This is a genomic window from Lutibacter sp., from assembly GCF_013041805.1.
GTDB lineage: Bacteria > Bacteroidota > Bacteroidia > Flavobacteriales > Flavobacteriaceae > Lutibacter.
This window is the reverse complement of sequence record NZ_JABDRI010000023.1, coordinates 1-15,986: the sequence shown is the minus strand read 5'-3', so window position 1 is coordinate 15,986 and position 15,986 is coordinate 1. Positions and strand designations below refer to the sequence as shown.

Annotated in this window: 9 protein-coding genes; 5 read left to right on the top strand and 4 right to left on the bottom strand. The window is 31.4% G+C overall.

All coding sequences use genetic code 11. From position 1 onward, the window contains the following. Both HKP59_RS03380 and HKP59_RS03375 read right to left on the bottom strand, forming a co-directional pair. The coding region (locus tag HKP59_RS03380) for a PA domain-containing protein (RefSeq protein ID WP_291803441.1) at positions 1 to 3,376 on the bottom strand (3,376 nt) is incomplete at its 3' end. A 21-nt stretch (positions 3,377 to 3,397) separates the two neighbouring features. After that, positions 3,398 to 4,735, bottom strand: a complete 1,338-nt coding sequence (locus HKP59_RS03375; protein ID WP_291803440.1) for a deoxyguanosinetriphosphate triphosphohydrolase — start codon at positions 4,733 to 4,735, stop codon at positions 3,398 to 3,400. A gap of 163 nt (positions 4,736 to 4,898) precedes the next feature. Between HKP59_RS03375 and HKP59_RS03370 the strand changes: the two genes are divergently transcribed. From HKP59_RS03370 to HKP59_RS03360, 3 genes are all read left to right on the top strand, one after another. Further along, positions 4,899 to 5,276: a carboxypeptidase-like regulatory domain-containing protein gene (locus HKP59_RS03370; protein ID WP_291803439.1), complete on the top strand. Its 378-nt coding sequence runs from the start codon at positions 4,899 to 4,901 to the stop codon at positions 5,274 to 5,276. 148 nt (positions 5,277 to 5,424) lie between these two features. Continuing rightward, positions 5,425 to 8,250: a TonB-dependent receptor gene (locus HKP59_RS03365; RefSeq protein WP_291803438.1), complete on the top strand. Its 2,826-nt coding sequence runs from the start codon at positions 5,425 to 5,427 to the stop codon at positions 8,248 to 8,250. Between the two features lie 37 nt (positions 8,251 to 8,287). After that, the gene (locus HKP59_RS03360) at positions 8,288 to 9,475 is read left to right on the top strand and encodes a multidrug transporter (protein ID WP_291803437.1); all 1,188 of its coding nucleotides are present in this window, start codon (positions 8,288 to 8,290) and stop codon (positions 9,473 to 9,475) included. 90 nt (positions 9,476 to 9,565) lie between these two features. Here HKP59_RS03360 and HKP59_RS03355 read toward each other — a convergent pair whose 3' ends face one another. After that, complete coding sequence (locus tag HKP59_RS03355) at positions 9,566 to 9,913, bottom strand: membrane-binding protein (RefSeq protein ID WP_291803435.1); 348 nt, start codon at positions 9,911 to 9,913, stop codon at positions 9,566 to 9,568. Between the two features lie 351 nt (positions 9,914 to 10,264). Between HKP59_RS03355 and HKP59_RS03350 the strand changes: the two genes are divergently transcribed. Beyond that, entirely contained in the window at positions 10,265 to 11,455 is a 1,191-nt protein-coding gene (locus tag HKP59_RS03350; protein ID WP_291803433.1) for a porin, read from the top strand. A gap of 181 nt (positions 11,456 to 11,636) precedes the next feature. Further along, entirely contained in the window at positions 11,637 to 13,895 is a 2,259-nt protein-coding gene (locus HKP59_RS03345; protein WP_291803431.1) for an inorganic phosphate transporter, read from the top strand. A gap of 219 nt (positions 13,896 to 14,114) precedes the next feature. Here HKP59_RS03345 and HKP59_RS03340 read toward each other — a convergent pair. Further along, on the bottom strand, positions 14,115 to 15,986 hold a 1,872-nt coding region (locus tag HKP59_RS03340), incomplete at its 5' end, for a ribonucleoside-diphosphate reductase subunit alpha (RefSeq protein WP_291803429.1).

Here is a 15,986-nt window from a genome sequence, read left to right as displayed (position 1 = left end):
TAACACTTGATTTTCCTGAAACGGTAGTTCCCTCTAGAACTTCTACAACAAAACATTGCTCATAGGTTTCTCCAGTGACTCCTATACAGAAATCATACACGCCTGGTGCTAAACCATCAACTGTTACATCGTTTGTAAAGCTATAATCTACTCCATTAATTGTTGTAATATAATTATGACTCTCTAAACTACTAATACTAATTTGTCCGTTATCCTTATCTAGACATGTTTCACTAATAACCTCAATAGTAAAATTGTTGGAAGGGAAACTGAATATTGAACAACCTGTATCATCTACAAGATCTCCTGAAGGTGTATCTAAGCAAGCATCTACATTGTTTTTTACTCCATCATTATCGTCATCTAATTGACTATCTGAACATCCATCTTCATTTACTGCTTCTCCTATGGGAGTATCAGGACATAAATCTAAACCATTAATTACCGTATCGCCATCATCATCATCATAGTAATTATCTACCGTAAATTTTGCTGTAAACATTCCTCTTCCGTAGGTTGATGCCAAAACTGTATTATCACTTTTTCTTAAATCAAAACTAGTAACTTGCACATCTTTCATTCCATTTTGAGATTGATACCAATCTGGATTTGCAGCATCAAAGTTAGTAGTAGCCCAAACGCCTAGATCCGTTCCTAGAATTACTTCATTGGAATTTAGCGGGTTCATTAAAATTGCTTTTACAGGAATGTCTGGTAAATTTCCTTCTTTATTCTGCCAAGTTGTTCCTCCATCTTGTGTATAATAGACATTTTCAACACCATAATTATGAAATGTTACCATAATATCATTTTCGGTTTCCCCTAACTCAATGCAAGAAATACTTCCATAAAATTGATCACCTGTAATGTCTGTCCAGTTAGGTTGGCCTTCATTCGCGCCTTCTACTTTTAATAAAGTCCCGTTTTCTGTTCCAACAAATAGCGTGGTTGATATAAATGTTGATGCTTTAAAAGCCGTTGGTGTTGATGTTAATAAGGTATTTGTTAGTGCTAATGTTGCAGCACTTGAAGCATTTAAAATATATCTAATAACTTTATCTTCACCAGAAGCATATAAAATATTATTTTCACTGTCCAAAGCTGCAGGATTGATAAAGTCTCCATCATCATCAAACTCAGCAATTGTATATATAATATTACCGGTATTATAATTTACATAATAATAATTATTATAAATATAAGAAGATATCATATACTCATTATCCTTATCAATAAAGGTATAAGCTCCATCTCCTCCTGTTACACGAACGGAAGAGTTTATACCTGAACTAGCGTTATTAATAAATTGTGTACCATTATCCTGAGCCCCAGCGATGAGCTTTTCATCAGCTCTATCAGAACCAATAGCTCCTTTGTAAAATTGTACCGTATTATAATTTTTATTTCTTGAAGAAATTGCCGTTGTAGAAGCAATAGCTCCTGATAAATCACTTCCAAAATAAATACCTCCGTCAGTACCAAAAACTGCTTGATTAGGATTGTCTGGATGAAATACTAATGCATGTTGATCTGCATGAACTAAAGGAATATTTAATCCAGAAAGATTATTATTATTTGACCATTTAGACATTTGAGACCAAGCTAATCCACTATTAAAAGATATAAATAAATCAATTCCTCCAACATACACTCTCTCATCATTAATTGGATCTACTTCAATAACTAAATCATAAAACGCCTGACCTCTTGTAAAATCATTATCTGGAATTCCCGTATCTGCATCAGCTGGCGGAACAATTTCAGTAATTGTATCAAAAGCATCTTCTGTTTTACCAATGTATATTGGATTAGTATCACTCACTTCTGCCAGAACATAAACAACTCCTTCATTTAATTTTGATACTGCAATTTGTGTTCTATCGCCTGCAGTTATTTCATGTTTAACTTCAAATAAAGTTCCATCTATTGAAGAAAGTATGGTTCCCCCTCCATCACCAGTAAGAACATTGTTAATAGTAGATAACCATATAGTATTATCAATTCCAATTTCTATATCATTGGGTGCATATTTATTACTATTTGCATTTAATGGTAAAGCAACTTCAGACCAACTAAGCCCTTTATCACTTGATTTATAAAGCCCAAATTCTTCTGCACCTAGTAAAGCAGAAGGTGAAGAGTTAGAATAAAAAGTAGCACCAACAGCTACATACACTTCACTTTCTCCTTCTCCAATATCTCTCACTTTTATATCATTAATGTGCTGAATTCCTGGAGTAACAAATGAACCAGTAAATGGAGTTTCTATTGCTTCAATAGTGATATTTACTCCATTTTCTAGTTGATTTATAAGTAAGTTTCCTTCTTCTTTAGAAATCATTACAGAAGGAATCGTAATAGTACCATCTTCATCTCCTCCTAAAGTAATAGGCACACCATCAATGTTATTCACAACTACAACTGCAATAGCACCTTCATTTTGCGCATTTAAAACCTTAGTAACAAATGTGCAACTTCCTCTTTCAACCACAGCTATGTTACCGTTAATTTCAGTTCCATTCACAAAAGCACTACAAGCTTCAGTGGGTGCTGTTGTACCATCATTTGCCAAGACTAAATCTCCTGAAATTGATGTAATACTTGGTCCAAAAGATGCAGATGTAACTTGGTATTCTCCAGCTACTTCAACAGGAGAATTTACAGTGAGCTTTGTGTTTGTTTGAAACGTTGTTTCGCCTGTAATTCCTCCAAATACTTTTGCCCAGCTTACCCCACCATCGGTTGATTTCCATAATCCATTCCCATTCACATCTCCAGAAACATAGGATTCTCCAGTTCCTAAATAAAAAATAGAAGTATCATTGGGATCATAAGTAATAACACTAATCGCTAAATTTTGAGGAATGTCAACCATTTGCCAAGCTGAGTCTTCATTTGTAATGTCATCATTTACCCATAATCCGCCGCTTACACCTCCAGCAAAAACTCGCTTATTAGTAGCATCATTAGGGTCAAACATAATTGCTCTGGTTCTTCCCCCAACATTATCAGGTCCTCTTTCTTCCCAATTATTCCATTCTGCAGAACCAGGGTTCTTGTTTGCATCGATTTTTGATCTCAATGATTCTTGAAGCGCAAATAACCTTTCTGGATGTGGTTTACCAGTAGTAGGATCCATAGTTAGCTCAAATTGGCGCTCAAAATACTTATTTGGTGGTATTCCTAGTGCTTTCCTCTCTTTTTTTGAAAGCTCTAATGTTTTTTTGAATGGACTATTTGCAAGAAAATTCTCATGTTGTTTTCTTAATTTTAGAATTTCTGTATCAGCAAATTCAGGTGTTGAACTTTTGTTTATTACAAAATATGATATAGCTAGAACAGAAATTAGTAGTAGTAGTTTTCCTTTTTTATTCATTCTCAATTAATCAGTTTAAATTTAATGTTGTGCTTTAATTTTTTTATATAACTGTAAGGCAAATCCATCTGTTAAGCTCGCAACAAAGCCACAAACACCAATAGTTCTCTCATATATAGAGTTCTTATTCTCAGTTAAATTATCAGGAAGCAAATGTAAAATTAAATTATCATAATTTGTTGTAGCATTATTAAATTTATGATGAATTGCCGTTAAAAAAATATCCAAAAGCTCTGTTATGATAGCATAACCTGCAAGCTCTTTTTCAACAACTTCTCTACTTTTATAAATTTTCTCTACACTTATTTTTATGATATCATTTATTTGTGCCTCATACTTACATTTTTCCAGCAATGAATGTGGGTATTCACCTTTTAAAATTGCAGATTCATTTGCTAAAAAAACTGCAACAGCTTCATTTATAAGTGTACCAATTGCTAAAGCGCGCAAATAACTTACACGATCTTTCTTATATTTTAATTGGTGATATTTTTTAGAATTTATGGTGTCTTTTACTAATTTTATTAAATATTCTAATGCAAATTCCTCCTCAATTAAACCTAAATTAATCCCATCTTCAAAATCTATAATCGTGTAACAAATATCATCAGCAGCTTCAACTAAATAGGCTAATGGGTGTCTTTTATAAGCGATATTCCCATTTTTCCCAGTTGAAATTAACCCTAACTCTTTTGCTAATTCATTAAAAAATGGTACTTCCGACTGAAATATTCCAAATTTTTTATCAGCAATCTCGTTTGTTGGTCTTTTGGGTAATGATTCTTTTGGGTATTTTATAAATGCACCTAACGTGGCATAAGAAAGTCTCAAACCTCCATCAATACCTTCTTTACTTTCGTTTAAAATTCTAAATCCATTAGCATTCCCCTCAAAATCAATTAAATCTTGCCACTGTTTTTCTGTAAGATGCTCTTTGTATTTTTGACCTTTGCTACTTTTAAAATATTCTCCAATTGCCTTTTCACCATTGTGGCCAAAAGGTGGATTTCCAATATCATGAGCCAATGCAGCAGTTGCAACAATAGCTCCAAAATCATTTATTTTAAAACCTTCTTCTTCTAAATTTGGATGATTTTTAAGTACTTGTTCTCCTACAATTCTACCCAAAGAACGCGCCACTACACTCACTTCTAAACTGTGCGTTAATCGCGTATGAACAAAATCTGTTTTTGAAAGCGGAACAACTTGAGTTTTATCTTGTAAACTTCTAAAAGAATCAGAAAAAATAATGCGGTCATAATCAACCTCAAAACCTAATCTTGTCTCATCTTGATGCAAACGCAATCTTTGCTCAGTATCTCCAGCTCTTTTTAATGATAATAGTTGGCTCCAGTTCATCACCTTTTTTAAAATTTTGTGCAATATACTTAATAATTAAGTATTTAAAATATACCATGAATATTTAATTCAATTAACATTATAATTATATAATAATAACCCTTAAATAACATTTAATTAACATTTGAGTAGTTAGTTTGCATTGATAAATCAACTATTAATTATGAAATTATTTTTGTTCGCAACGGCGCTATTTTTTACTACGTTAATGCAAAGTCAATCTTTTGAGGTTGAATCTTTAATTTCTGATACGAACACGCTTGGAAAAGTTAACGGTTTTGTTTTTGATAGTGAATCGAATAACGAACCACTATTATTTGCGAATGTTTCCCTAAAGAATACCGATATTTCTACTACTACTGATATAGACGGATCTTACTTTTTAAATGTTACACCGGGAACTTATACACTCGTTTTTAGTTTTATTGGCTATAAAACACTAGAGATTGAAAATGTAATTGTTTCTTCAAATGGAACAACCATAAATAATCAAACGCTTTCTCCTACAGAAATAACTTTTGATATTTCTTCTTTAAAATAAACATAGTAAATCAAACATTGAACTACTTTTTAATTCAATTTGCTATTTGCTAACGTTTAGTTAACACTTATATGAACATTAAATAACTTCAAATTAACCTTTCTTTTACGTTGTTGTAAGTTCTTTGCAGCAACAAATTAAGTCTAAAATGAAGAAAATTTTTATAGCAATATGTCTCTTAACTAACATTTTTGCATTTGGTCAATCCACGGGAACCATTGAAGGAACCATATTTGACAAAGAAGTAGAAAACGAGCCTTTGCCATTTGCCAATGTTTTTATAAAAGGAACCACAATAGGAACCACTACAGAGTTTGAAGGAACTTACACATTAAAAGTTGAACCAGGAACATATACAGTCGTATTCAGTTTTATTGGATATCAAACTATTGAAGTTCCAAATGTAATTGTGAACGCTGGTGAAACAATTACCATTAATAAAACCTTAAATGCAAGTCAAGGAGTATCACTTGATGAAATTCAAATTTCTGGTTCAACTAAAAAAGAATCTGAAACTGCACTTTTAACAGAACAGAGAAAAGCTGTTTCAATTCAACAAAGTATTGGGTCAGACGAACTAAATCGTAAAGGAGTTAGTGATGCTGCAACTGCAATTACTAAAATATCAGGGATTTCTAAAGAAGGTTCAAGTAATGTATATGTACGTGGACTTGGTGATCGATATTTAAATACTACTTTTAATCAACTTTCTATGCCTTCAAACGATATCAATAAAAAGAATATTGATTTAAGTTTGTTCTCTTCAGACATTATTCAAAACGTATCCGTTAGTAAGGCGTATGCTGCTAATTTTTATGGAGATTTTGCTGCTGGAAATGTAAATATAACATCAAAAGAATATACAGGAGATGGTTTTGTAGATGCCTCAATAACTACCGGAGTAAATACGAATGCCGCTGGGAAAAACTTTGTAAAAAGTGATGGTACTGGTTTTATGGGTTTTTATGGCCGCTATGAACACAATCCTTTTGCTGTGATATTATCACACGGTATTGATCCAATTAATGCTCAAGAACCAATCAATACTGGTATAAGTTTATCTGCTGGAAAATCGTTTGATCTAGGTGAAGAAGGTAAATTAAGCCTATTTTTAACAGGATCTTTTGGTAATAATTATACCTTTTTAGAAGGGAATGAAACCGACTATACAAACGTTGAGAAAAAATCATTCCAAAATGTTGAAAAATATAACTACGCTACCAATTCCACTATTATGGGTAGTGCCATCTACAGAATAAACAATGATCATAAAATAACTTTTAACTCTTTGTTTATTAATAACTCAGTTGATGAAGTTGGCTATTATGGGGTAAAAGGATTAGGTACAAACCGAGACGCCTTTTTAGATACGGATCAAGGATTTTACCAAATGAACGTGCAATTTAACCAAGATTTGGTTTTTGTAAATCAATTAATTGGTTCTCATAAAATTGATGATAAAGTTGAAATAGATTGGGGTGTAGGATATAACAATGTGTATTCACACGAACCTGATAGAAAAAGAGTTTCATTAGAGCAATACCATTATGCCTTGGATAACGATCCAACAACTAATGCGTCGTTTTATACAAATAACTCATTTGACAATCAACGTTACTTTGAAAAAATTATTGATGAAGAAATTAATGGTCGTTTTAATTTAAAGTATGCAATATCTGAAACTATAAAATTAAATGTTGGTTTAAATGGAAGAAGTAAAGAGCGAAGATTTAACAACATAAGATATGGGTATAAAAATATTGATGATTCTTTATCAATTGACGCAAACAATTTTAATGCTATTTTTAATTATGATAATTGGGTAGATGGCTTATATGAAACTGATGTTTTTAGGGCTTTATATCCAGAAGGAGAAGGCGTGTTTAACATTGGACCAACAAACAATCCTGGAAAATACGAAAACACGTATAACGGTACATTAGAAGACATTTCAGGGTATACCTCTGCAGAAATAACTTTAGGTGAAAAATGGTTAATAGTACCAGGCTTTAGAGCTGAGTATTTTAGCCAAAAAATTAATTATAATGTAATTAACTTATTAAATAACCCAGGTATTTCTGAAGTTACTGAACAATTATATTTACCAACATTAAATATCAAATACTCGTTAACTGATGATGTAAACTTTAGAGCATCATTTAGTAATACCGCATCATTTCCAGAATTCAAAGAAATGGCTCCTTATGTATATGAAGGTGTAACCTCAAGAATTGGTGGAAATCCAGATTTGCTAGGACATCAAGCAAGTGTGAACTATACAAATGTTAAAGATGTTTCTTACTCAAAAATTTTAAACTTGGATTTCAAAGTTGAGTGGTTTATAAGTAGAGGTGAAATAATTTCAATTGCAGGATTTGCCAAAGAAATTAAAGATCCTATAAATTTAGTTGTTGCCAACGATGCAACCGGAACACAACGTTTTTTTAGAACAGGAAACAAAGCAAAGGTTTACGGTGCTGAAATTGAAATGAAGAAAGATTTATTTACTTATAATGATGAACCATTGATTGGAGCTGGATTTAATGTTAGCTATATGCATACTGAACAAGATTTGTTTAGTACCATACAAGGTACTTATAGTACTGCTTTTAATAGAGAGACAGAAGAACTTCAAGGAGCATCACCACTTTTAGTAAATGCTGATGTAAACGTTACACCAAATTTTGGAGAAAAAGTTAAACCAACAATAAATCTTATAGCCAATTATTTTTCAGATAGAATTTTTGCATTAGGATCTGGACAATTAGGAAATAAAATTGAAAAAGGATTTGCTACACTTGATTTTGTATGGAAAAACAAAATTGGAGAAAACACTGAAATCAACTTTAGTGCTCAGAACATCTTAAACCCAAGAGTAGACATTATTCGAGAAATTACAAACAACCAACAAATCATATTGGAAAGCTATAAACGAGGCCTAAACTTAAGCTTACAATTCAAATATAAATTTTAAAATACGAAAGAATTATAAATTAATTAAATTAAAAACAATGAAAAATACTTTATTAACCTTAGCAATAGCATCAACGCTGTTAATTTCTTGTGGTGAAGATGACACCTCTGATGTCATCATAAACAACGTAGATAATTCTGTGACAACAACGGGTGGTGGTGCAGTTGATCCAAATGCTGGTGAAAAAATTGATCTCTCAGGAAGCCAAACTACTGATATTACCTTAGAAGCAAAAAATGAATATACCATTACAGGACCGTTTGTTATGCAACCTGGAACTACCTTAACAATTGAGGCAGGAACTGTGATAGAAGCTCAAGCTTCTGGTTCAGACGTTTATATTGCGATCGCTCAAGGAGCTAAAATAATAGCAGATGGAACAAAAGATTTACCTATTGTAATGACTTCCAGCTCTACAGCACCAAAAGCTGGTGATTGGGGTGGATTAATTATTTTAGGAAATGCACCTATTAACTCTGTATCTACAGGAACTTCAACTTCTGAAATTGGTGGATTACCATATGGTGGAACCGATGCTACTGATAATTCAGGAACAATTCGTTATGTACGCGTTCAATATTCAGGTGGAAAAGCTGATGGTCAATCTGAAAATAATGGATTCTCATTCTATGGAGTTGGAAGTGGAACTACTGTTGAATATATCCAAATGTATGAAGGTTTAGACGATGGTTTAGAGTTTTTTGGTGGAACAGTAAATGTTAGTTATGTTTCTGTTATCAACGCGCAAGACGATTCAATTGACTGGACTGAAGGTTTTACTGGAAAAGTAACAAATGCTTATGTACAACATGGAGTAGATCACGATAAAGCTTTTGAATGTGATGGATATAATACTGATATAGGAAACAATGCTAGTCCACAATTTTTCTCAGCGCCTGAGGTTACAAACGTAACTGTGGTAAGTGCAAATGATGCAAGTGAAGCTATTAGATTAAGAGCTGGTACACAAGGAATTTTTACAAATATTCTATTAAGTGACTTTGATGAAGGTTTTGACTTAGATGGAGATACTGGTGACAACCCAACAGGACAAGGAGTTTTAGATGGCTTTTTAAAAGTTGTTGATGTTACTTTTAACAATGTTACCACTAAATTGAAAAACGATACTGGATTCACATTCTCAGAAGCTGATTTTATATCAGGTGATGGAAATGGCACTGGAACAGATTATGCAGATTGGGGTGCAGGCTGGACTGTTGAATAAGTAATTATTACATATGAACCTACAAAAAAAGGATGCTACATTGTAGCATCCTTTTTTTATATAAAGTATTTAGAAGCTCGTGAATACAAATTAGTTTACAACCAATGCCTCTTCTTCTACTTTCATAATTTTATTGTCTGCATACGTTACAATATTAATTTTATCGTTTTTAAAATAGGTCCAAACACCGTCTTTAACACCATTTTTATAATTCGCAATTACAGTTTTATTTCCTTCTACATCATAACTGATCCATGTTCCTTGTAATTTACCTTCGGCATTAAAAAATCCCTCTCTTTGGACAATATTATTATTATCAGCAAAATAATAAGTCGCCTTAACTTTATTATTATCTACTTTTTTATAATCTACCTTTTGTTCTTGTGAAAATGCTGTGATGCAAAACAACAAAATAACTATGTTTATAATTGTCTTCATTTCTTTTCTTTTTAGTTATTAGTAAAATACTTTTTTTACGTCTCAAAGATATAAACTTTACCTTAAAAAAACTATTTGTTAACATTAAGTTTACATTAGGTATTTTATTCCATTGTTTTACAGGTACTTATCTTAAATATAAGGGTTTACTAAAATTCAATTCTAAAAAATTAACTCTTAACATATAATTTGGTTACGAGAACTAAAAAACATTTATAATTTAAAACCACTTTTGTTTCAAAAAAATAGCTTTTTTTAATATTTTAACTATATTTTTGTTTGAGGCTCGTATTAACATTTAATTAACATTGCCGAAATGCATTTGCCTTGACTCAAATTAAATTATTTAAAATGATATTAAAACGTGGACTAATTCTATTTTCCCTATTCGCTTGTATTAGTTTAAGTGCCCAAGAAACAAATGCTCCAAAATTTGGTAAAGGTCTATTTTATTTAGTAGGTCAAGACAGCACTTGGTCAATGAAGATTGGATTCAGAGCGCAATTTTTGGCTTCTTCTGTTTGGGAAAATAATGTAGAAAATGAATCTAATTTTTTAATACGTAGATCTAGGTTAAAATTTAGTGGATTTGCTTTTACACCAAAATTGAAATATAAGGTTGAGTTAGGTTTATCAAATAGAGATATTGCCGGATCTTCTATTTATACAGGCAATACACCTAGAATTATTTTAGATGCCGTTATGAAATATAATTTTGCTAAAAATCTAGAATTTTGGTTTGGCCAGACTAAACTTCCAGGGAACAGAGAGCGAGTAATTTCTTCAGCAGAAATGCAAATGGTTGATCGATCTCTAGTGAATTCTAGATTTAATATAGATCGAGATATCGGCATTCAATTAAGGCATCATTTTACCATTTCTGATAATTTTGTTGTACGAGAGATCTTTTCGATTTCACAAGGAGAAGGACGTAATGTTGTTACTGGAAACATAGGAGGTCTTCAATATACTGGGCGTGTTGAACTGTTACCAATGGGAAGTTTTACTAGCAAAGGTGATTATTCTGGAACAGATTTAAAAAAAGAACAAAATCCAAAACTTGCGTTAGCTGTATCTTATAATTATAACCATAATGCGGTAAAAACTAGAGGAAATCAGGGATCATACATGATAACTGATTATGGTTATTTTGAAACAAACATAAGTGACATATTTGTGGATGCCATGTTTAAGTATAAAGGATTTAGCTTTATGGCTGAATATGCAGACAGAAATTCTAATAATCCTTTTTCAACTAACTCAGATGGAACAGAAACAGGTGATATTGTTCAAGTTGGTAAAGGACTTAATTTACAGAGTGGATATTTACTTAAAAATAATTGGGAAATATCCGGAAGGTTCACTCATATAAAATTAGATGAAGATATTACAGGTAAAGTTCCAGAAAATCAATATACGGTTGGGGTTTCAAAATATATAGTAGGGCACAGTTTAAAAATACAAACCGATATTAGTTTATTAGATGTGAATCTTAAAAGTGATGTAATTATGTGGAGATTACAGTTTGATATTCATTTTTAAGTCCTATTCCATTTACTTAAATGATAACATCATGTTAACATTAAATTCATAAATCTGTTAGTTCTTTGCACTTTGAAAAGATATTTTAATATGACGGATATTAATTTATTTTTTATAGTATCTTTAAAAATTATTAAAATTTTAACTTACTACATTTACCTTTATATAAAAAAATAAAAAAATGGATAATATTTACTTATTAATGATTGTTGCTCTTGCTATATTGGCTATTGCTGATTTAGTTGTGGGAGTGAGTAATGATGCTGTTAATTTTTTAAATTCAGCAATTGGATCTAAAGCAGTGTCATTTAAAACTATTATGATTGTTGCAAGTATTGGAATTGCTTTTGGAGCTATATTTTCAAGTGGTATGATGGAGGTTGCTCGTAAAGGAATCTTTAATCCTAGCATGTTTATGTTTAGTGATATCATGATTATTTTTATGGCGGTAATGATTACTGATATATTGCTCCTTGATTTTTTTAATACACTTGGTATGCCAACTTCAACAACGGTTTCAATTGTATTTGAATTATTGGGTGCTGCGGTTGCGGTTGCTTTAATTAAAATAGGAGCTGGAAGCGGAGACTTTTCTGAATTAACAAATTATATCAATACTTCTAAGGCAACTCAAATTATTTTTGGAATTCTATTATCGGTGGTGGTTGCATTTAGTATAGGAGCAATTGTGCAATATATATCTCGATTACTATTATCTTTTAATTTTGAGAAAAAAGCGAATTGGGTTGGAGCATTATTTGGTGGTGTTGCATTAACAGCAATGGTTTATTTTATTTTAATGAAAGGTATTAAAGGAGCAGATATTGCAAAGGAAAATTTTGATTTTATAGGAGGCATTACTATTAACCAGTTTTTAGAGAAATATGTAATTTCAATAATTGCAGTTAGTTTCATTATTTGGTCAATTTTATCTTATGTTTTAATGAATTTCTTTAAAATTAACATTTATAAAATAATTATTGTTGTTGGTACTTTTGCTTTGGCTTTGGCATTTTCAGGAAATGATTTGGTGAATTTTATTGGTGTCCCAATTGCAGCTTGGCAATCTTTTGAAGCTTGGTCCGCATCGGGTGTACCAGCTACAGAATTTGCAATGGGTTTTTTGGGCGCAAAAGTCCCAACCCCTACTATTTTATTATTTATTTCAGGTATGATAATGGTGCTGACTTTGTGGTTTTCGAAAAAAGCCAGATATGTAGCCGAAACTGAAATAAATTTATCAAGAGAAGGTCATGGAAAAGAACGTTTTGAGCCTAATTTTCCATCAAGAGTATTAGTAAGAGGTTCTATATTATTTTCAAAATACTTTTCAAAATTAATTCCAAATTCTATTAATAAGAAGATGGAAAAACAATTTGAAAAACCTGTTATTGAATTAGTACAAGGAAAAACACATGAATTACCTGCCTTTGATGCTGTAAGGGCTGCTGTAAATTTAATGGTAGCAGGTGTATTAATTTCTATTGCTACTTCGTATAAATTACCATTATCAACAACATATGTAACATTTATGGTTGCAATGGGTACTTCATTAGCTGATAGAGCGTGGGGAAGTGAAAGTGCTGTTTATAGAGTTGCAGGTGTATTAAATGTTATTGGCGGATGGTTTTTTACAGCAATAATTGCTTTTATTGCTTCTGGAGTAGCTGCTTATCTAATTTATTTAGGTGGAGCTGCAATGATTGCCGTACTATTATTAATAGCTTTCTTGTTATTAGTAAGAAATTCTCTTAATCATATAAAAAAATCTAAAGAAACTAAAGCTGAAGATAGCTTAAACAGAGCAGAAAGTAAATCTGTAAAAGGTGTTATTGAAGAAAGTGCTGACAATATTTCTAAAGTATTAAAAAGAGTTAGTAAAATTAATGAAAACACCATTAATGGCTTAGTTAAACAAGATTTAACAATACTTAAAAAGGCAAAAAAGACAGTTGTAAAGTTAGAAGATGAAATTGAAGATTTACAAAATAATATTTTTTACTTTATTAAAAATTTAGATGAATCATCTGTAAGTGCAAGTACTTTTTATATTGATGTTGTTGGAGATTTACAAGATATTGCACAATCTGTTTCGTTTATTTCAAAAGTAAGCCATAAACATATTAACAATAATCATAAAGGTTTAAAAGTAAATCAGGCAAAAGAATTAATAGAGATAGAGCAAAAGTTAAGTCATATGTTTGGAAAAATTAGAACAATTTTTGATTCTCGTTCATTTGACCAGATTGCAGAAATTATTGAAGAAAAACAAGGATTACTAAATGATGTTTCTGAATATGCTCAAAAACAAGTTGAACGAACCAGAACTACAGAATCTAGTCCAAAAAACACAACTCTTTATTTTAGTATTTTACTAGAAACTGAAGATTTAATAAAAGCTACTATGGATTTATTGGAGTTATATGCTGCAAAAAAATAATCCTTTAACTCTTTGAAATTTAAGGTGAAAAAGCAAAAAAAGTCTCAATATATATTGAGACTTTTTTAATGGGTTGACTTATAAATTGCTTACTAACCTAGTTGTATCATAAGTTCTTTAACGAATATTAAGAACTTCAAATTTCTTAAAAAAGTACCAATAAATCCGTTATTTTAAATAATGTTGTTAACAAGATGTCAACAAAATTATTTTGACAAACTAAGAACCGCACATTTCACAGTCATCTGGATTATTTTGTGAAGCGATTAGCATTTCCTTTAATTCTTCAGGTGTTAGTGGTTTTTCTTCTTTTTTACTTTTTGAAACCGTAAATTGAATAGCATTTACCGCACTTTTTGTTCGTAAGTAATACATACCTGTTTTTAAACCACTTTTCCAAGCATAAAAATGCATAGAAGTTAATTTTGAGTAGTTAGCATCTTGCATAAATAAATTTAACGACTGTGATTGATCTACAAAATATCCTCTTTGACGAGACATATCAATAATATCTTTCATGCTTAATTCCCATACGGTTTTATACAACTCTTTTAATTCTTGCGGAATTACATCAATATGTTGAATTGAACCATTAGCGCGCATAATTTCTTCTTTCATTTCATTATTCCACAAATTCAACTCTACTAAATCTTCTAGTAAATGTTTATTAACCACAATAAATTCACCACTTAATACTCTTCGCGTATAAATATTTGATGTATAAGGTTCGAAAGCTTCATTATTACCTAATATTTGAGATGTTGAGGCTGTTGGCATTGGAGCAACTAATAAAGAGTTTCTAACACCATTAGTCATTACTTTTTTACGCAATGCTGACCAATTCCATCTTCCGCTTAAATCATCTTCTGAAACACCCCACATATTAAATTGAAATTCACCTTTTGACATTGGAGAACCTTTAAAAGTTGAGTAAGGCTCTTTTACTTTTGCCATTTCCATTGATGATGTTACGGCAGCAAAATAAATAGTTTCAAAAATTTCTTGATTTAATTTTTTTGCTTCATCACTTGTAAAAGGTAAACGTAGCATTATAAAAGCATCAGCTAATCCTTGAATTCCTAATCCTATTGGTCTGTGACGAACATTTGAATTCTCTGCTTCTTTTACAGGATAATAATTACGATCTATAACTGTATCTAAATTTCGCGTAATTTTTTTAGTAACATTATATAATTTTTTATGATTGAAAAATTTTACACCATCTTTATCTTCTTCAATAAACATTGGAATAGCAATAGATGCTAAGTTACATACTGCAACTTCATCTTTTGCAGTGTATTCCATAATTTCTGTACATAAATTTGAAGAACGAATGGTTCCTAAATTCTTTTGATTGGATTTCCTGTTTGCTGCATCTTTATACAACATATAAGGGTTTCCTGTTTCAATTTGGGCTTCTAATATTTTTTCCCAAAGTTCACGAGCTTTAATTGTTTTTCTACCCTTTCCTACTTTTTCGTAACCTGTATATAACTTTTCGAATTCATCTCCATAGGTATCAAATAAATGAGGACATTCATTTGGACACATTAACGTCCAGTCTCCATTTTCTTCAACTCGTTTCATAAACAAGTCTGGTATCCACATCGCATAAAATAAATCACGAGCACGTTTTTCTTCAGCTCCTGTATTTTTTCGTAAATCTAAAAAATCAAAAACATCGGCATGCCAAGGTTCCATATAAATAGCGAAAGAACCCTTACGTTTTCCTCCTCCTTGATCTACATAGCGTGCTGTATCATTATATACTTTTAACATTGGAACAATTCCATTTGAAGTTCCGTTTGTTCCTCGTATATAAGAACCCGTAGCACGAACATTGTGAATTGACAAACCAATACCACCTGCAGATTGCGATATTTTAGCCGTTTGTTTTAAAGTGTCGTAAATCCCATCAATACTATCGTCTTGAATTTGCAATAAAAAGCAAGATGACATTTGTGGTTTTGGTGTTCCAGAATTAAATAACGTTGGCGTAGCGTGTGTAAATACTTTTTTAGACATTAACTCGTACGTTTCAATAGCTTCATCAATATCTTCTTGGTGAATTCCAACTGCTACACGCATTAA